Genomic DNA, 18977 nt, shown 5'->3' with positions numbered 1-18977 from the left:
CCCACAGGTTCGATGGGGTGTCAGTGATCGCTTGAGTCACCCGACTGTAGGAGCGCGCTTGCCCGCGATGAGTTGTTCCAGACGCCTCAGAGGTGACTGACCTGACGCCATCGCGGGCAAGCGCGCTCCTACAGGATCGCAGGTTGTTCGAACGCCCTGCGCACCTGTGGGAGCGAGCTTGCTCGCCAAGGCCGTTATGTGGCTTGCAACCGCACACGCAAAAAAAAGCCCCGACGCTCATACGTCGGGGCTTTTTCATTTCAGCTCGATCACGCCACGTCTACCAGCACGATCTCGCTGTCTTCAATGGCCGTCACGCGCAGCACACGCTCGTCTTCGACTGCCACACCGTCGCGGGCCCTGGCTTGCAGGCCGTTGACTTCGATGGCGCCAGTGGCCGGCACCAGATAGGCGCGGCGACCTTCGTCCAGCACGTACTCGGCCGATTCACCGGCTTTCAGGTTGGCGGCGACCAGTCGGGCATTGGCGCGAATGCGCAGCTCGATGTCATCGTCAGCCTTGCCGCTGGCCAGGGTCACGAAACCTTCGCGATTGGCTTTCGGAAACGGCTTGGCACCCCAGGAAGGTGGCGCACCGACTTCGTCCGGCATGATCCAGATCTGGAAGATCTTGGTATCGGTCGCTTCCAGGTTGTACTCGCTGTGGGCCACGCCGGTGCCAGCGCTCATCACTTGCACGTCTCCGGCTTCGGTACGGCCTTCGTTGCCCAGGCTGTCCTTGTGGGTAATCGCGCCTTCACGAACGTAGGTGATGATTTCCATGTCGCGGTGCGGATGGCGTGGGAAGCCGGTCCCGGCCTGGATCACGTCGTCGTTCCACACCCGCAACTGGCCCCAGCTCATGCGGCTTGGGTCGTAATAATTGGCGAACGAGAAATGGTGATGCGCGTTCAGCCAGCCATGGTCGGCACCGCCGAGGGATTTGAAAGGTCGAAGTTGCAGCATGATCAGTTCCTCCGTAGCAGGGCCGGACCGTTTATCGCGGCGCCGCTGGTTAGTCGATGGAGCAATCATCCAACAATCTATTATCGATAAAAAGCGTAAGTTTTGCGTTATTATTATCGAAATCCTAGATGCGTTTGTTGAGCTTATTCTGCCGTATTACCTGCACTTGATCGGCTAAGCCCATGAGCACAAAGCATTTCGCTGGAGCTTGGCGGCGAATGGGGCGACCATAGGCACCTTTACATCAACACTGATATCCGGAGCCTGCGTGCCGCACGATTTTTCCGCCAAGCCATCTCCCGATCTTCCACCTGATCTCACGCCTCCCGAGCGCCTGCCGTTCTTCAAACGCCTGCTGGCGCGCATGATCGGTAGCAGCCTTTTGCGCCTGCAGGCACAGCACGTGCCGTCCTGGCATCAGGGCCACGCCGATGGCTACCTCAACGGCCACGCCGAAGGCATGGACGAAGGCTATGCCGAGGGCCGCATGGACGGCATCGAGGAAGGGCGCCGGGTGCTGGTGATTCGTGACACGCGCCCTCAGGAACACCGTGGACCCAAGGTTGACGAGCGCCTGTTCGATGACTGGCGCCTGCCGCTGACCAACGAACTGAAGAAGCGCATCAAGGCCGACGTCGCCGAAAAACTCCCGCCCCACGCGCAGCCGACCACCGCGCAATGGAAGATGATTTTCAGCGACACGCCGTCCACCTACGTGATCGCAGGCGCGGGGGCTGGCAAGTCCACCTCGCTGGTACTGCGGGTGCTGCTGCTCAACCACTATCTGGGTTTCGAGCTGGACTCCATGACCGTGGTGACATTCACCCGCGAGTCACGCAAGGACTTCATCAACAAACTGATCGAGATCATGGGCCTTTGGGGCCATGACCTGACCCAACGCCAGGCCCGCGAAGTGGTGCGCACCTTCCACTCGCGCATTCTGCCGCTGGTGCGCAGTCTGCCGGGCTTCGAGCAGTTGCAGGCGTTCGAGAACCTAAGCAGCCAGAGCGCCGACCTGTTCGGCAACCCGCTGCTGAACGATGGCGCCGACAGCAACCCGTTCGATCTGCGCATCAATGACGCTCAGCGTCAGCAGATGAACCTCTGCTACCGCGACCTGTACGCCAGCAATCAGCGTTTCCGCGAAGTGATGGCGCCGCTGTATCGGCATTCGTTGCAGCTCAAGGAACTGGACCGCGACCACCCCGACGTGCAGAAACGCATCACCGTCATGGGCCTGTCGTCCAAGCGTGACGAAGAACTGTGCGACGTCATCGAGGACCTGTGGATCCGCAAGGGTGCCTGGCCGATCCTGGGCGTGGAGCCGATGCGTCAGACAGTCGAAGTCAGTGGCCTGACGTTCCATGTCCACGGTCACGCCGTCGAACTGGACGCCTGGATCGTCCTGGGTTTCGACCCCAGCGAAGACCAGCACCTGCGCCGCCCGGACGCCAAGCTGCCGGTGTGGGCCGAGTGGGTCATCAAGCGCACGCTGTTCCAGGCGTTCTGCCGCAAACCGGTGATCTGGCTGGAAAACTACGAGGCCTCGCGGGGCATGATGCAGTCGTTGTCGGGTGCCGCTGTGGCGGGGCCGGGCTTCGATTACAAGGTCAAGGGCGAGCTGAGCGCTGCGCCGCTGCTCGATTGCTTCGTCGCGGCCGCAGGTTTCATCGAGAACCTGGGCCTGGACGTGCCGGACGCGGTGGCGCAGATGAGCTTTTCCGATCAGGACCCGGACCGCTTCTTCTTCGAAGCCTTGAGCCTGTTCTGGAAAGCTTTCGAGGATCACTTGCTGGCCCAGACACCGCCGATCATGACCTACAACCGCATGTTCTCCCTGTTTGGGGAGAACTCGCCGGAGAACCTCAAGCTGGTCAGCGACGAGGGATTGCGCCCGCTGTCGCACCTGATGATCGACGAATTTCAGGACGTCTCGCCGCAGATCGTTTCCTGGATTCGCGCCAGCCTGCGGGAAGTGCGCAGCCGCGGTGCCTCGCTACACGTCGGGCGTGGCGCCCAGCGCTCGTCGCTGTTGTGCGTGGGCGATGACTGGCAGTCGATCTACGGCTGGCGCGGCAGTTCGCCGAAGTTCTTCATGGAGTTCCCCAAGGAGTTCTCGTCGCCGTCGACCACCAAGGTCATGCTCAGCGACAACTTCCGCAGCCACCAGCACATCATCGACGCCGCCGAGCACATCGTGCGCGCGGCGCCTGCGATCAGCGGCAAAAAGGCCCGGGCCAGTGGGCCGGTGCAGGAGTTGCTGCCGGTCACGGTGCTCGACCGCGACGACGATCGCCTGGTGGCCAGCCTGATCGAGCATTACAACGCCGGAGATTCGGTGCTGCTGCTGTACCGCAAGGGCAGCGAGCGCAGCAAATTGCCCGAGGCGCTGACCGCGCTGGTCGATGCCGACTACGCGCTGCCGCCCCACGAACGGCGGCTCAAGCAACTGACCTATCACAGCTCCAAGGGCCTGCAGGCCGATGCGGTGTTTCTGCTCGGCGATTGCCAGCACCTGACTCAATCGCCGTACAAGAATCAGGTTTATCAGTTGGCGGGGTTGGGCAAGGAGGGCGATCTGGAGGCGTTCGATAACGCGCAGAAAGATGAAGTCCTGCGCCTGGCCTACGTCGCGATCACCCGCGCCGTGCGCCATTGCTACTGGTTCATCGATGCGGCGGGCAATGACGAGGCGGCGGTGCCGAGGGCGTCAGCGAGGATCGCCTCTGACAAGGCGTTTTTCGAGGATCGGCGTGGCGGGATGACTGCCGAAACATAATTTCCACGGCCATCGACACCTTCTGTAGGAGTGAGCTTGCTCGCGATGGCGTCGGACCAGCCAACTCTGTGCTGACTGTGATGCCAAATCGCGAGCAAGCTCACTCCTACAGGGAAGTGGCAGTGGGTCGAGATCGGGTGTCAGGCCTGCTGCAAATACTCGATTCGGCTGGGGACGAACGTCTCCAGTTCCAGCTCGATGGCCTCGATAATGCGTTCCACGTCCATCGCGTTCATCACCGTCGCGCACGGGATGCCGGCAATGGCGATCACCGTTTCACCGCTGGCACGGTCGAACAGGCGCGCGACCATGCTGCTGGGTGCATCCATGTTGGCTTCAAAGCCCACAGGATGAAAATGCCAGCGCATCAGCTGGCAGGCGTTGGGGAACGTGACTTTATTCATGGGACCCACCTCGTTCAATCGAGCAATTGTGTAGCTCCGCAGGGCAGGAAAACGGTTGTGTCAGGCCAGGTTCGAGCAACGGCGCAATGCTTGAGCCAGAGCTCCGCACTACCTGTTATGTCTTTCACGTTGGTCGATAAGTGGACGCGCCAGATAAAGGTAGCACCGAGTTCTGACAGTAGTGAGAAAAAAATCCTACAGACCATAAAAATTACAGATTTTTGACGTGGGTCATATTCCTTTATATCCGTGCGCGCACGATTCTGATGCGCAATCGTTATTTAAAACTAAGGCACTGGGCCACTACTTCTGCGACAAGCCAGCCCGTTAAATGCCCATCTTCTATTTTCCGCTGTAACGCTCGCTTAACACGCAAACGTTTTGCGTTGAAGTATTGGATCCACTAAAGCGCGTGTTTAAAAAAAGTATTAAAGCGCACTGAATTTATCGACAAAGCCGGCCGATATCAGAGAAGGCATTGGTGGGTGCGTTAGTCGCATTTATCCGATGAGCCGGATCTTTCACGAGAGTACTTCCATGTCGATACGAAACATGAACATCGCGCCACGCGCATTCCTGGGGTTTGCGTTCATCGCCGTACTGGTGATCGGACTCGGCTTTTTCTCCGTCAACCGCATGGCGCTGATTCGCCAGGCGACCACCGACATGGAAACCAACCAGCTGCCCAGTGTCGGCTACCTGGGCGGGATGCTGGAAAACAGCCTGCGCCTGCGCATCACCTCGTTCCGCACGCTGGTCAACCGCGATCCTGCGGCGCTGCGTGAAACCGACGCGCGCATCGCCGAGCTGATCGGCAAGTTGCAGGAAGCCAAGAAGAATTACGCGGCACTTCCTGCCGAAGGCGAGGAACTGGTGGTTTATCACCAGTTCGAAGCGACCCTGGCGACCTTTCTCGATGTACAGGCTCAAGTGCTGGAGTTATCACGCCAGGACAAGGCCGAAGAAATGCGCAACTTGATCAATACGCGGATGAAAGATGCCACCGACTTGATGGGGGTGCAGATCAACCAGCTCATCACTATCAACAAGGCCGGTGCCCGGGAAGCGGCGGTTATTTCAAAAGAGCAATATGACAATGCCAATATCGGCATCATCGTGGTGTCGGTTATTGCGGTCTTCTTGACGGTGATCCTGGCCTGGCTGCTGACCAAAAGTATCGTCAACCCGCTGAATAGAGCGGTTCGTGTAGCCGAAGAAATTGCCGGGGGCGATCTGACCAAGCCAATCGAGATCGATGGCAAGGATGAAGCCACGCAGTTGTTGCGCTCGTTGTCGACCATGCAGCAGAACCTGCGCAAGACCATCGAGCTGATTGCAGGGTCTGCCACTCAACTGGCATCGGCGGCGGAAGAGCTCAGCGCCGTGACCGAGGAATCGTCCCGCGGCCTGCAACAACAGAATAATGAAATCGAACAGGCGGCCACGGCGGTCAACGAGATGACCGCAGCGGTGGAGGAGGTGGCGCGCAACGCGGTGTCCACTTCCGAAGCGTCGCAGGAGTCCAACCAGACGGCGCGTCAGGGGCGTGATCGGGTGGTCGAGACGGTGCGCTCGATTCAGGACATGACCCAGCAGATCCAGGCCACCACCGGATTGGTGGAAGGTCTCGCCGAGCAGGGCCGTGACATCGGCAAGGTGCTGGACGTGATTCGTTCGATTGCCGAGCAGACCAACCTGCTGGCCCTCAACGCCGCCATCGAGGCGGCGCGGGCGGGCGAGGCCGGACGCGGGTTTGCCGTGGTGGCCGATGAGGTGCGGGCGCTGGCGCACCGCACAGCCCAGTCGACCACGGAAATTGAACAGATGGTGGCGGGGATCCAGACGCGCACGGGGGATGCCGTGCAGTCGATGTCGCGCAACACCGACAGCACTCGCAGCACGTTGAGCCTGGCGAGTTCTGCCGGCGATGCGCTGGAACTCATTACCGAAGCCATCTCGCGCATCAACGAGCGCAACCTGGTGATCGCCAGCGCCTCGGAAGAGCAGGCTCAGGTTTCACGCGAAGTGGATCGTAACCTGATCAACATCCGTGACCTGGCCGCGCAATCAGCGGCAGGGGCCAACCAGACCAGCGCCGCCAGCCACGAGTTGTCGCGTCTGGCGGTGGACCTGAAAGCGATGGTGACGCGGTTCAAGATCTGAGCGGGACACAAACCCTGCAAACACCCTGGCCCTCGTAGCAGCACGGCTTGCCGGCGGGAGCGGTCTGCCTGACATACTGATGTCGACTGACACGCCGCCCCCGCCGGCAAGCCGTGCTGCTACGAGGGTGAGGTGAAACAACAATTGCCCGAACACCCTGGTCCGTAGGAGCGCGCTTGCCCGCGAATGCGATATGTCTGCGACCCTGTGGGTGGCAGGCACGACGCCATCGCGGGCAAGCGCGCTCCTACAGGTCGTTGAGTTTCAGGTTCCGGTATTCACCAGATTCGGCGGCCGCTCGCCGGCCAGTGCGGCCAGCAGATTGTCCACCGCACACCGCGCCATCGCCTCGCGGGTCTCGAAGGTCGCCGAACCCATGTGCGGGGTGGCGACCACGTTGTCCAGCGCCAATAATGGTGAGTCCTGAGCCAGCGGCTCCTGCTCGAAAACATCCAGCCCCGCCGCGCGGATCTGCTTGTTGCGCAGGGCTTCGATCAGCGCCTTTTCGTCCACCACCTTGCCCCGGGCGATGTTGATGAAGATCGTCTCGGGGCGCATCAGCGCGAACTGAGCGGCGCCGATCAGGCCTTCCGTGTCTGCCGTCAGGGGCAGCGTCAGGCAAACGAAATCCGCTTCTCTTAGCAGGTCTTCGAGACTGCGGTACTGCGCGCCGAATCGTGCCTCCACCGCCGGCTTGCGCGAGTGGCTGTGATAGAGCACCGGCATGCCGAACCCCAGGTTGCCCCGTTGCGCCAGCGCTTCGCCAATCCGGCCCATGCCGATGATGCCCAGCTTCTTGCCGTGCACATCGCTGCCGAAGTGCCGGGGTCCGATGTTCTGTTTCCACTGGCCGTCGCGCACCATGTTCGCCAGTTCGACGACGCGCCTGGCGGTGGCCATGATCAGGGCAAAGCCTGTGTCTGCTGTGGTTTCGGTCAGCACATCCGGGGTGTTGGTGAGCTGGACCCCGCGCCGGGTCAGGTCCTGGAGGTCGTAGTTGTCCACGCCTACGGAAACGCTGGAGATAACTTTCAGCTTGGGCGCAAGGTCCAGCAGCGGTCCGTCTATCTTCAGGCTCGCGCCCAGCAATCCGTCCGCCTGGGGCAGGGCATCTCGCAGGCGCGCCAGGCCGCCGGGGCTTTTGACATCTTCAATCAGTGTGACCTGCGCGTGATCCTCCAGGCGCTGCATCAGCGGCGCCGAGAGGGACTTGTAGAGAACGACGTGTGGTTTCATGCAAAGGTTTCCAGATCAGGGGTGCGCAGGGCTGCGACGAACGCTGGGCTCATCGCGCAGGGGCTTTGCGGCGGCGTCCGGCTTGAGCATGAGCGTCAGCACAACCGAGACCAGCAACGCGCCGCTCATGAACAGGTACGAGGCGCTCAGGGTGCCAGTGGCGCCGTTGAGGTAGCCCACCAGGTAGGAGCCGGCGAACGAGCCCAGCGCGCCGAGGCTGTTGACCAGCGCCATGGCGCCGCCTGCGACGTTGGCCGGCAGGATCTCCGGAACGATGGCGAAGAACGGCCCGTAAGGCGCGTACATGCAGGCGCCGGCGATCACCAGCAGCGAGTACGACCACCAGAAATGCTCGGTGCCCAGGGCGTATGAGCCGTAGAACGCGAACGCGGCCAACAGCAGCGGCGGCCAGACGAACAGTTTGCGCTTCTGCAGTTTGTCCGAGGCCCAGGACACCACGACCATGCCGATCACCGCGGCAAGGTATGGCAGCGCCGACAGCCAGCCGGCCTCCACCATGTCCATCTGCATGCCTTTCTTGATGATGGTCGGCAGCCACAGGACGAAGCCGTAGACGCCGATGCTCCAGCAGAAATACTGCGCGGCCAGCAGCAATACTTTCGGCGAGCGGAAGGCTTCGGCGTAGTTCTTCACCGGCTTGATGCCCACTTGCTCGGCGTCCAGGCGCGCTTGCAGTTCGGTCTTCTCGTCAGCGGTCAGCCATTTGGCCTGGGCCGGACGCTCGTCCACCAGACGCCACCAGATGAAGGCCCAGATCACCGCAGGCAGACCTTCGACGATGAACATCCAGCGCCAACTGAAATGCGCCACCAGATAGCCGGACACCACCGACATCCAGAGCATGGTCACCGGGTTGCCGAGGATCAGCACGGTATTGGCCCGCGAGCGTTCGGCCTTGGTGAACCAGTAGCACAGGTACACCAGCATGGCCGGCATGACGGCTGCTTCGACCACGCCGAGCATGAAGCGGATGGCGATCAGCATGTAGGCATTGGAGACGATGCCGGTCAGGGTAGCGAGGCTGCCCCACAGGATCAGGCTGACGAAGATCAGCTTCTTCACGCTCTTTTTCTGCGCGTAGATCGCGCCGGGCACCTGGAAGAAGAAGTAGCCCAGGAAGAACAGCGCGCCCAGCAGTGACGACATGCCGGGGGTGATGTGCAGGTCTTCGGCCATCCCGGAGGCGGCGGCGAAGCCGTAGTTGGCGCGGTCAAGGTAGGCCAGGCTGTAGGTGATGAAGACAATAGGCATGATGAGCAGCCAGCGACGTTTGAGGCCGGCGTGCTTCACGGTGTCGAGTAGCTTTTCCATGTTGGGCTCCCTGAGCATGTTGTTTTTGTCGCAGCAGGTGATTGAACAGAGTCGTTGCAAGGCATGTGAATTCAGGCGGTTTGTCGTCGCGGATCTTTACGGGTTTCGGCCGTTTGCAGCGCCACTCGGGTCGGCAGGCCTTCCATGTCGCCGCGGCTCTGGACCGCCTGGCTGCCGATCCAGTTGCCACGGGCGGTGGCCTGGGCGAAGTCGAGGTTTTCCAGCAGGGCGCTGATGACGCCCACGGCAAAGCCGTCGCCTGCGCCCACGGTGTCGACGACCTTGGCCACCGGCACGCCGGGGACGAAGGCCTCGTTCAACTGCGTGCGGTAGTACGCGCCCTTGGCGCCGAGCTTGATGACCACCGCTTCCACGCCCATGTCCAGATAGAACCGGGCGATCTCGGACGGGGTGTCGAAGCCTGTGAGCAGCTCGCCTTCGGCCAGGCCCGGCATGACCCAATGGGCCAGACCCGCCAGGCGGTTGACTTCGCGGATCATGGTCGCCTGATCCGGCCACAGCGAGGGCCGCAGGTTGGGATCGAACGACACGCTGCGCCCGGCATCGCGCATTTGCGTCATCAAGACGTGGGACAGTTCGCGGCAGGTGGGCGAGAGCGCCGCCGGAATCCCGGTGGCGTGCAAGTGACGGGCCTTGAGCAGGTCAGGGACGATATCATTCACCGACAAGTGGCTGGCCGCCGAGCCACGGCGGAAGTACTCGACCACGGGGTCGGCGCCTTCAAGCTCAAGGGATTTGAACTGGAAACCGGTCGGATGCGCCGGGTCCACCGTCACATGGCGGCAGTCGACGCCTTCCTGTTCCAGGCTCTGGGTGACGAAACGGCCCATCGAATCGTTGCCGACCCGGCTGAGCCAGGCGACGTTGAAACCCAGCCGGGACAGGCCGATGGCGACGTTGCTGTCGGCGCCGGCAATGCGCTTCTCATAGTGGCGGACCGCAGCCAGATCGCCGGACTGTTCGGCCACCAGCATGGTCATGGTTTCGCCGAAGGAAAGGATATCGATCTCAGGCATGGCTCAGCGCCTCCGGGGCATGTTGAAGCTGTGGCTGGCCGAGGCGGGCGAGGGCGTCGACCTGGGTGCGGGTGACGTCCAGCAGGTTTTCGCCCTGCAATGGGTATTCAACGGCGCGGGGCACACCGACCGGCATGTGCGCGAGCAACTGCTCCCACTGCTGCAGATCGGCCTCGCGGGGCGGTACGGCAATCAGCTTGCCGCTGGCATTGCGCGACACGGCCTTGCAATGCAGGTATTCGACATGGCGCCCTAGATGCTGTGCGGCCTCGCTTGGAGACTGCTCCTGCCACTTCCAGTTGCCGATATCGAAGGTCATGCCGATGGGCATTTGCAGGGCGTCGATCCGCGCGAAGAACTGCCTGAAGGGTTCGATGCGGCCGCCTTGGGGCGTTTGGTCGTTCTCCACCAGCAAGTGCACATCGTAGCGGGCCAGGCGCTCGGCCAACGCTGCGACGTCGCTGTCTTCGGTGAAATGTCCCAGGGATACCTTGAGCCAGGCAGCGCCACAGGCAGTGGCCCGTTGCAGGGTGGTTTCCAGCTCAGGGTCGGGCTGGTGTTGTCCTGCCAGCCACAGTTCCAGCGGCGCCGAGTACAGGCACTCAAGACCTTGGTCGCGAATGGCCCGGGCCAGCGTTGGCAGGTCTTCGCCCACCAGCAATTCTTCGCGCACCTCGATGCGCGTGACGCCTGCGGCCGCCAGGACGGGAATGAAACTGGCCTGGCCGATCTGGCGCACATAGTCGGCACCGTAGGCGCCCAGGCTGATGGCAACGGGGAATCGGTTCATTGTTATTGTCCTCTGAAACCGGTTTCATTTTTGTTCGAGCTAGGGTGCCCGATGGAAGTTCTTCACATCAGCAGGTTTGCGGACCTGCGGTCGCTAAAGGGATAGGTTCAGGGTCGCTGTCGTGTCGAGCCGCGCACGATCAGTTGCGCTGGAAAGTCATACAGACGCACCGGCTCCTGATCGCCACGCAGGCGGTCGAGCAAGCATTGGAAGGCGGTGACACCGATGTCGTGGGTGGGTTGGGCCAGCGAGGTGATGCCGCTGCCCACCAGCGGGTACCAGTCCAGTTCATCGAGGGCGATCAGGCCAATGTCGTCGAACAGGCGGCAGCCCAGTTCGTGCAGCTGGCGGGTGGTGCTCAGGGTAGCCACGCCGTTGGCGGTGAACAGCGCCTTGTGGCCGTGGCTGCGCTGGGCGAGGAATTCGCGCAGTTGCTCGCGCAGCTGCTCGCCGGTCTCGCGGACCTGGCCGCGCAAATTCGGACGCTGAGCGATGCCAGCCTTGAACGCATCGACTCGCTCGATGCGGGAACTGGTGCCGTCCTGAGGTTCGGTGACCATGAGGATGTCGCCGAAGCCCTGTTCCTGCAGGTGATCGAGGGCCTGGTTGACTGCCGCGACGTTGTTCAGGCCGACCAGATCGCTCTGCAACTGATCGACCTTGCGGTCCACCAGCACCATCGGCAGTTCTTCGTGCAGCTCGCGCAGTTCGTCCAGGTGATGGCCGAGGGTGTTCACGATCAGGCCTTCGATGTTGTACGAACGCAGCGCGGCAAGGTGCAGGCGCTCCTGTTCGTCATCGCGGTCGGTGTTGCACACCACCAGGCTGTAGCCGTGCTTGCGGCAGGCGGTTTCGACGCCGTGCATCACGGCAATGGAGTAGGGGTTGCGGATGTCGGCCACCAGCATCCCGATCAGCCGCGTGCGCCCACGCTTGAGGCCACGGGCCATCTGGTTGGGGCGATAGCCGAGGGTGTCGATGGCCTGCTCGATGCGTTGGGCGATGGCCTGGGACAGCAACTGGCGGTCTTCGCCGATGAAGCGCGAGACGCTGGCCTTGGAGACGCCGGCCAGGTCAGCCACGTCATTCATGGTGACGCGCGAGCGCGTCGATGTCGGAATACTGTTCACGGCCTGACCCTTATTGGATTTATCAGCAGGCTTTCTTTCGCAGAGCGTGCGTTGCTCTGAAACCGGTTTCAGGAAACACCAAAGCGCGAGAATCGTCAACACAAGATCGGATGAAAGGTGGGCATCCCCATCACAAATCCCATGACCACATTGGCCCCCGTAGCAGCACGGCTTGCCGGCGGGAGCGATCTTGAGGACGCCCCCGCCGGCAAGCCGTGCTGCTACGGGGTTCTGTGGTGAACCCAAATGCTGCGAGCACCCCTGCCTTGCAGGAGCGCGCTTGCCCGGGATTGCGACCTCGAAAACGCCCCCGCCGGCAAGCCATGCTGCTACGGGTTTTGTGGTGAACACCTGTTGCCATGGCCCGGCCATATCTGCATGCTGCAATTTCATTTGTGTTACAGGACCTTTCTGCGCATGCCTGCCGCCCGAGATGCCGATTCAGCCTCCCGCCGTTCGGCGACCGTCCTAAGCCTGTGCCTGCCCAGTGACGTCCTGTTGTACCTGCTGTTGCCGATGAACACCGATGCATTCGGTATCACCCTGGCCGAAGCGGGGATACTGCTGGCAGCCAACCGCCTGGTGCGGATTTTCGGCTACAGCTACGTGGTGCGGTTCTACGCAAGATTCGGCGACCGCCCGACCGTGATGCTGGCGGCCACGGTGTCGGCCCTGTGCGCGTTCGGCAATTCGTTCATCACCGGTTTCTGGTGGTTGCTGATCCTGCGCCTGGGCTGGGGCCTGACCTTTGGCGCGCTGAACCTCTCAACCCAGGCGCTGGCCACATCCGAGGCCGGTGGTGCGGCGCGCAGGTCCGGCACATCGCGGGCGATCATCGCCATAGGCCCGATGCTGGCCTTGCCCATCGGCGCCTTGATAAGCCTGCATTACGGCCCGCGAGTGATTTTCCTGATTCTGGCGTTCTTCTCCCTGGCGGCGATACTGGTTGCCAAAGGCCTGCCCAATATTCCCCACGCAATGCCCACGGCAGGAGGGCGCCGATTCAAGGCGCCGGACAGCGTGGCGATCTGGTCTTTCATCGAAGGCGTGGCACTGGACGGGCTGTTCATCTTCGGCCTGTCTTTGCAGGCGCAATCGGTACTGGGCGGCAACGCGGTGTTCATTGCCGGGGTGCTGCTGGCGCTGCGCTATGCCTCGGAAATGCTGCTCAGCCCCCTTGGCGGACGTGCTGCGGCCAGTTACGGCGCGGTGCGCATGCTGGTGGTGTTCTCCGCGCTGACCACGCTTGCGCTGACCGCCTTCGGCTTTCACTGGCTGATCCTCGGCGCAGGTGGGGTGCTGATCCTGCGGGCGTTGCAGTTGCCCCTGGTGACCACCCTCGTAGCCGAGCGCAATCCGGGTGCGGCTCGGGTGCAGGCGCTGGCGGGCAATGCGGTGTGGCGCGACATCGGTGCCGGGGTCGGGCCGCTGCTGGCCGGGATTCTGCTGCCCGTGGCGTCACCGGTGTGGGTGTACAGCCTGGCGGGCCTTGCCGTGGTGGTCAGCGCGCTGGTGTGCAGCCGCTACAAGCCTCGGCAATTGCCTGCATGAGGCGCGCGATACACATTCTCTTACATACCGTTGGGCCAAAAATTCGATAAATCAGGGGCTTGCATGCAACCTCTGAGGCTATTTGCCATCTGATGGTCATTCTTCATACGGACATAAAGCTTCGCTAGGCTGCATCTCGCTAGCTGATCGCCAGTTCACAGGGACGTTGCACAGGGCACACATGCCCCTCACGCATCATCAGAACTCCAGGCCGACATGACCTTTTTCAAATCCTCCGTTCTCTCCCTAGCACGCCAGCGTTTTGCCTATTTCTTCCTGCCGATCATGCTGGTTTGCTCGGCAGTGTTCTGGTTTGTGGCAGGCAAGGGCGTGCACGCCGAACCCAAGAACGGCACCCAGACCCTGGTCTTCCTGCGCCACGCAGAAAAGCCGGCCATGGGCCTGGGGCAGCTCAACTGCCAGGGTTTGAACCGCGCCATCGACCTCTCCACGGTGCTGCCGAACACCTTCGGCAAGGCTGACTTCATCTTCGCCGCCAACCCCAGCCGCCACGTGGAAGAAGGTGAGGGCGATCACTCCTACAGCTACCTGCGACCCTTGATGACCGTCGGGCCGAGCGCCATCAAATTGGGCCTGCCAGTGAACATCGACTTCGCCGCCAACGACACCAGCGACCTGGCCGACGAACTCATGCGCGACAAATACCACGACGCCACCATCTACACCGCCTGGTCCCACGGCTACCTGCCCGAGCTGATCAACAAGGTCGCCGAGGAAGCCTCCGGCAAACGCCTCAAGCTGGTCGACGACTGGACCGGCGATGACTTCGACTCCGTGCTGGTGCTCACCCTGAAGTGGAACAACGGCAAGGCCACGTTGCAGTACGAGAACTACAAGCAGAATCTTAACGACGGCGCGGTGGGGTGTCCGACCTGATCCTTGACATTGCGAAGGTTCTGCATCGCGACGCCGGCAAGCCACGGGGTGTCTGTGGTTGTATCCCTGACCTCGAACCTGTAGGAGCGCGCTTGCCCGCGACGGCGTCCTTGAGACCGTCCCCGCCGACAAGCCGTGCTGCTACGGGTTTTGTGTAAACCTGTAAAGTGCGTTAGCGTTCGGTTGGTCCCTATCTTGCCCGGCCTTATCGATGTCAGCACTCATCGCTCCCCACGCCACGCGCCTCTTGCCCTTCATCCCCCCCTTCGACTGGCCACGCATGCTTGCCTTCTTCGCAGGCCGTGCGACCGCCGGAGTCGAGGCCATTGTTGGCGGCGAGTACCGGCGCAACATCGACTACAAAGGGCATTTCGGCTGGTTGTCGGTGACGCTGGCCGCCGAGGGCAATCACCTGGTCGCGACCTTGCACGGTGAGGTCAGCGCTTACATTGATGAGCTGATTGCGCCGATCTCCCATATGTTCGACCTGTATGCCCAGCCGGGGCAGATCGATGCCGATCTGTCGGCGGACCCCTGGCTGGCGTCGTTGGTCAAGCTGCGGCCTGGGTTGCGGGTGCCGGGTGCGTTTTCCGGTTTCGAGCTGGTGGTGCGCACCATCGTTGGCCAGCAGGTCAGCGTCAAGGGCGCGACCACCATTGTCGGGCGGCTGGTGCAGCGGGCGGGGACGCAGGTGGCGGACGATCCGCTCGATCCGCTGGCCTGGCGTTTCCCCACACCGCAGGCGCTGGCGCAGGTCAACCTGGACAAGATCGGCATGCCCGGCAAGCGCGTGCAAACCCTGCAACGCCTGGCGGCAGCGGTGGCCAGTGGCGAGCTGTGCCTGGACGCCGCCCATGGCGACACCAGCGAGCTACGCCAGCAATTGCTGGCCATGCCCGGCATCGGCCCATGGACCGTGGAATACATCGCCATGCGCGCCTGGCGCGACCCCGATGCCTGGCCTGCGTCGGATCTGGTGCTGATGAACCTCATGACCGGCCAGGACCCGACCCTCACCAGGCTAGCGTTGCACAAGGCGCGGGCCGAAGCCTGGCGGCCGTGGCGTGCGTACGCGGCGTTGCATATCTGGAATTCGGCGGCGGACGTAGCGGGCAAGGCCAAGGGCGGCTGAGCCGAATTAGACCGCAAGAACTGGATGGAACTGCGCGCCGGCGCGGTTAACATGGGCTCATCGTCAAGCGCAGGAGCCTTGCCATGAACTTCACCTACCGCTTCATCGACTCTCCGGTCGGGCAGTTGAAACTGGTGGCCAAGGGGCCGCGTCTGGCGGCCATTCTCTGGGAGCACGAACGGCCCAATCGGGTGTTGCTCGGCCCCATGGCCGAGGCAGAGAGCAGCGAAATCCTGGACCGTGCCGAACAGCAACTGGCCGAATATTTTGCCGGCACCCGCGATCGTTTCGAGCTGGATCTGGAATTCCACGGCACCGAGTTCCAGAAAAAGGTCTGGCATGCACTGCTGACCATCCCGTTCGGCCAGACCCGCAGCTACCTCGACATCGCCACCCAGATCGGCAATCCGGCGGCCGTGCGTGCGGTGGGCGCGGCCAACGGCAAGAATCCGATTTCCATCGTCGCGCCCTGTCATCGGGTGATCGGCAGTTCCGGTTCGCTCACAGGATTCGCCGGAGGGCTTGAGGCCAAGGCCTTGCTGTTGACGTTGGAAGGCTGTCTGCCGCGTACACCCCGACAAGCAGTTCAGGCGTCGCTGTTCTAGACTGCCTGCTCGCACAACTTTCGCATAATCACAGCACTTTCAATGGAGATGAACATGCCTGCTTCTGCCAAGACCTTTCGTGACCTGCACCACCAAACCACGGTTCTGCGTCTGCCCAACGTCTGGGATGCTGGCAGTGCGCGGCTGGTCGAAAGCCTGGGAGCCAAGGCGGTGGCGACCACCAGCGCCGGTGTCGCCTGGAGCCAGGGCTATGCCGATGGCCGGGTGTTTCCCGTGGACGTTGCCGTCAACGTGGCGCAGAGCATCGCTCGGGTGATCAAAGTGCCGCTGTCGGTGGACATCGAAAACGGCTACTCCAACGAGCCGCTGACCGTCGCGCAGAATATCAAGCGGGTGCTGGATGTGGGCGCGGTGGGCATCAATCTCGAGGACGGCCCGGATGCGCCTGAATTGCTGGCGCGCAAGATCGAGGCGATCAAGGACATGGCGGCGCGTAACGGCCTGGACGTGTTCATCAACGCGCGCACGGATGTGTATCTGGCGAGTCTTGTGAGTGAAGAGTTGCGGGTCGAGGAGACGCTCAAGCGCGGGCGCTTGTACCGCGAGGCCGGGGCCGATGGGTTGTTTGTGGCGGCGGTGACCGATCTGGAGCAGATCAAGGCCATCGTTGCGGGAGTGAACCTGCCGATCAACGTGCTGGCCCGGCCTGGACTGCCGTCGGCCGATGAGTTGGCGAAATTGGGCGTGCATCGGCTGAGTGCCGGTTCGAGCATGGTGCTCAATCTCTGGGGACAGGCTGAAGAGCTGGCGCGGGGGTTTCTGGAAGAGGGCGCGTCCGATGCCGTGACCCACAGCAGCATGGGTTACAACCAGGTGCAGGCGCTGTTCGGGCATTGATGTCTTTGTAGGAGCGGGCTTGCCCGCGATAGCGATCTGTCTGCAACATCGCCGTCGCCTGACACGACGCCGTCGCGGGCAAGCGCGCTCCTACAAGGTTCAGGGCGTTCCCGTGGTGGCGGCCGTGAGAACGTCCCCGCCGGCAAGCCGCGCTGCTACGGGTTTGGTGTGAACACAGAACTCGCGAACACCTCGCCCTCGTAGCAGCCGGGCTTGCCCGCGGGGGCGATCTTGAGAACGCCGACGCCCGCAAGCCGTGCGCCGTTTCACCGAAACGCCGGCACCACGTGCTTGATGAACAGTTCCAGGGATTTCTTCTTTTCGGCGTGGGGCAGGCTGTTGTCGCACCAGAAGCTGAACTCGTCGACACCCAGTTCCTGGTAGTACTTGATGCGCGGGATGATTTCTTCGGGCGTGCCGATCATCGCGGTCTTGTGCAGGCTGTCCAGGGAGAATTCCGGACGTTCGGCGAACTTCTCTTCCGGGCTCGGCGCGAGAAAGCCATTGACCGGCGTGGTCTTGTTGCCAAACCAGGCATCAAAGGTGCGGTAGAACTTCGCGATGGCCCGTGCGCCGACTTTCCAGCCTTCTGGGTCGTTCTCGGCATGCACGTGGGTGTGACGCAGCACCATCAGTTGCGGGCGCGGCACACCCGGGTTTTTGGCCAGTGCGGCTTCGAACTTGTTCTTCAGATCGACGACTTCTTCATCGCCCTTCATCAATGGCGTGACCATCACGTTGCAGCCGTTCGCCACCGCGAAGTTGTGAGAGTCAGGGTCGCGGGCAGCGATCCACATCGGCGGGGTCTTCACCGGCTTCGGCACGCTGGTGGAAGTCGGGAATTTCCAGATTTCACCGTCGTGGGCGTAGTCGCCTTGCCAAAGCGCCTTGACCACCGGCACCATTTCGCGCAACGCCTTGCCGCCTTCGGATGCAGGCATGCCGCCGGCCATGCGGTCGAATTCGACCTGGTAAGCGCCCCGGGCCAGGCCCACTTCCATGCGACCGTTACTGATCACATCCAGCAGCGCGCATTCACCGGCTACCCGCAACGGGTGCCAGAACGGCGCGATGATGGTGCCCGCGCCCAGGTGAATGGTGCTGGTCTTGCCGGCCAGGTACGCCAGCAGCGGCATCGGGCTTGGGGAAATGGTGTATTCCATGGCGTGGTGTTCGCCGATCCACACGGTGCTGAAGCCGCCTTGTTCGGCCATCAGCGTCAGTTCGGTCAGGTCTTCGAACAATTGGCGGTGGCTGACAGACTCATCCCAGCGTTCCATGTGAACGAACAACGAAAATTTCATGACGCTTACCTCGGATTGTTCTTACCGCGCTGCGGTGTTTTTCGGTATACCGTAATAGAGAGCAGCTACAAGCTTCAAGCTGCAAGTCACGAGCTTCAAGCCAGGGCGGGCAGGGCGCCCATCTTGCCCCGGCAGTAGATCATGGGGCTGGCGGGCTGCTCGGGGACGATCAGGTTCTTCACCGCGCCGACCATGATGGCGTGGTCGCCACCTTCGTACTCGCGCCACAGTTCGCACTCGATGATGGCGGTGGCGTTGGCCAGCAGCGGGTTGCCCAGTTCGCTCAGGGTCCACTCGATGCCGGCGGCCTTGTCCTTGCCTTTGCGTGCAAAAGCGTAGGCTTCGCTCTGCTGGGAGCCGGACAGCAAGTGAATGGCGAAGCGCTTGTTCTTGATCAGGGTCGGGTAGGAGTCGGAGCTGTAGTTGGGGCAGAACAGCACCAGCGGCGGATCCATCGACAGCGAGCTGAATGCACTGGCAGTCAGCCCGACCACTTCACCGTCGTCATTGAGGGTGGTGATCACAGTCACGCCAGAGGGAAAAGAGCCCATAACGTTCTTGTAGACGGTTGCGTCGATCATGTTGCTACCTCTGCGGTTCGGTGCCGAAGGCGATAAGTTTTGTGTGTCTGATGGTATACCGTAATACCTTTTCTGCAAGTGTTTTTTCTTTCGTCGATCCCGCCCCGGATTTATTCGATTTCCTCGCAGCCCTTGTAAACCGGCGCTCCAGCCTTTGCTGAACCGGTTTTTCCTTGTATATCTGAGCCTTGCCGTTGGTAAAAAATACCGTTC

Annotated in this window: 16 protein-coding genes and 1 pseudogene; 8 read left to right on the top strand and 9 right to left on the bottom strand. The window is 62.0% G+C overall.

All coding sequences use genetic code 11. The features are described from left to right. Positions 1–269 precede the first annotated feature (269 nt). Positions 270–965, bottom strand: a complete 696-nt coding sequence (locus tag ACIPO9_RS26165; protein ID WP_274130853.1) for a pirin family protein — start codon at positions 963–965, stop codon at positions 270–272. A gap of 364 nt (positions 966–1329) precedes the next feature. Here ACIPO9_RS26165 and ACIPO9_RS26160 point away from each other — a divergent pair, with 364 nt between their 5' ends. Next, the gene (locus tag ACIPO9_RS26160) at positions 1330–3744 is read left to right on the top strand and encodes a UvrD-helicase domain-containing protein (RefSeq protein WP_400784288.1); all 2415 of its coding nucleotides are present in this window, start codon (positions 1330–1332) and stop codon (positions 3742–3744) included. A 140-nt stretch (positions 3745–3884) separates the two neighbouring features. Here the strand turns inward: ACIPO9_RS26160 and ACIPO9_RS26155 are convergent, their stop codons facing one another. Beyond that, on the bottom strand, positions 3885–4166 hold the full coding sequence (locus tag ACIPO9_RS26155) for a DUF1652 domain-containing protein (protein ID WP_400784252.1): 282 nt from the start codon (positions 4164–4166) through the stop codon (positions 3885–3887). A 489-nt stretch (positions 4167–4655) separates the two neighbouring features. Between ACIPO9_RS26155 and ACIPO9_RS26150 the strand changes: the two are divergent. Next, positions 4656–5453 (top strand): annotated as a pseudogene (locus ACIPO9_RS26150) (MCP four helix bundle domain-containing protein); the annotation flags it as partial. Continuing rightward, positions 5448–6311: a methyl-accepting chemotaxis protein gene (locus ACIPO9_RS26145; RefSeq protein WP_400784287.1), complete on the top strand. Its 864-nt coding sequence runs from the start codon at positions 5448–5450 to the stop codon at positions 6309–6311. The pseudogene ACIPO9_RS26150 and the gene ACIPO9_RS26145, both read left to right, overlap by 6 nt. Positions 6312–6575: 264 nt before the next feature. Here ACIPO9_RS26145 and ACIPO9_RS26140 read toward each other — a convergent pair whose 3' ends face one another. From ACIPO9_RS26140 to ACIPO9_RS26120, 5 genes are all read right to left on the bottom strand, one after another. Further along, complete coding sequence (locus ACIPO9_RS26140; RefSeq protein ID WP_400784251.1) at positions 6576–7547, bottom strand: 2-hydroxyacid dehydrogenase; 972 nt, start codon at positions 7545–7547, stop codon at positions 6576–6578. Between the two features lie 15 nt (positions 7548–7562). Then, positions 7563–8879 (bottom strand): MFS transporter, encoded by a 1317-nt coding sequence (locus ACIPO9_RS26135; protein WP_400607122.1) that lies wholly within the window; start codon positions 8877–8879, stop codon positions 7563–7565. Between the two features lie 71 nt (positions 8880–8950). Beyond that, positions 8951–9916 carry a sugar kinase gene (locus tag ACIPO9_RS26130; protein WP_400607120.1) on the bottom strand — a complete coding sequence of 322 codons (966 nt, stop codon included), beginning with the start codon at positions 9914–9916 and terminating at the stop codon, positions 8951–8953. After that, entirely contained in the window at positions 9909–10706 is a 798-nt protein-coding gene (locus ACIPO9_RS26125; RefSeq protein WP_400784250.1) for a sugar phosphate isomerase/epimerase family protein, read from the bottom strand. The genes ACIPO9_RS26130 and ACIPO9_RS26125 overlap by 8 nt, the downstream gene beginning before the upstream one ends. A gap of 107 nt (positions 10707–10813) precedes the next feature. Beyond that, positions 10814–11797 carry a LacI family DNA-binding transcriptional regulator gene (locus ACIPO9_RS26120; RefSeq protein ID WP_400784285.1) on the bottom strand — a complete coding sequence of 328 codons (984 nt, stop codon included), beginning with the start codon at positions 11795–11797 and terminating at the stop codon, positions 10814–10816. 456 nt (positions 11798–12253) lie between these two features. On the opposite strand from ACIPO9_RS26120, the gene ACIPO9_RS26115 reads away from it, so the two are divergent. The 5 genes from ACIPO9_RS26115 (at position 12254) to ACIPO9_RS26095 (ending at position 16879) form a co-directional block, all read left to right on the top strand. Next, entirely contained in the window at positions 12254–13387 is a 1134-nt protein-coding gene (locus tag ACIPO9_RS26115; protein ID WP_400607116.1) for an MFS transporter, read from the top strand. A gap of 285 nt (positions 13388–13672) precedes the next feature. Further along, positions 13673–14284 carry a hypothetical protein gene (locus ACIPO9_RS26110; RefSeq protein WP_400784284.1) on the top strand — a complete coding sequence of 204 codons (612 nt, stop codon included), beginning with the start codon at positions 13673–13675 and terminating at the stop codon, positions 14282–14284. 211 nt (positions 14285–14495) lie between these two features. Further along, positions 14496–15416: a DNA-3-methyladenine glycosylase family protein gene (locus ACIPO9_RS26105; protein WP_400784249.1), complete on the top strand. Its 921-nt coding sequence runs from the start codon at positions 14496–14498 to the stop codon at positions 15414–15416. A gap of 83 nt (positions 15417–15499) precedes the next feature. Further along, positions 15500–16021: a methylated-DNA--[protein]-cysteine S-methyltransferase gene (locus tag ACIPO9_RS26100; RefSeq protein ID WP_400607111.1), complete on the top strand. Its 522-nt coding sequence runs from the start codon at positions 15500–15502 to the stop codon at positions 16019–16021. Positions 16022–16075: 54 nt separating this feature from the next. Continuing rightward, positions 16076–16879, top strand: coding sequence for an isocitrate lyase/phosphoenolpyruvate mutase family protein (locus ACIPO9_RS26095; protein ID WP_400784248.1), 804 nt, complete (start codon positions 16076–16078; stop codon positions 16877–16879). 266 nt (positions 16880–17145) lie between these two features. On the opposite strand, the gene ACIPO9_RS26090 is transcribed toward ACIPO9_RS26095, so the two are convergent. Together ACIPO9_RS26090 and ACIPO9_RS26085 are read right to left on the bottom strand one after the other, a co-directional pair. Next, positions 17146–18183: an LLM class flavin-dependent oxidoreductase gene (locus ACIPO9_RS26090; RefSeq protein ID WP_400784246.1), complete on the bottom strand. Its 1038-nt coding sequence runs from the start codon at positions 18181–18183 to the stop codon at positions 17146–17148. Positions 18184–18278: 95 nt separating this feature from the next. Then, on the bottom strand, positions 18279–18764 hold the full coding sequence (locus tag ACIPO9_RS26085; RefSeq protein ID WP_274130872.1) for a flavin reductase family protein: 486 nt from the start codon (positions 18762–18764) through the stop codon (positions 18279–18281). Between the last annotated feature and the right edge of the window lie 213 nt (positions 18765–18977).

The sequence above is a fragment of the Pseudomonas sp. NPDC090203 genome, assembly GCF_044746765.1.
GTDB classification, from domain to species: domain Bacteria; phylum Pseudomonadota; class Gammaproteobacteria; order Pseudomonadales; family Pseudomonadaceae; genus Aquipseudomonas; species Aquipseudomonas putida_AD.
Note: the sequence above shows the minus strand (reverse complement) of the source record. Positions and strands in the feature narration are given on the sequence as shown.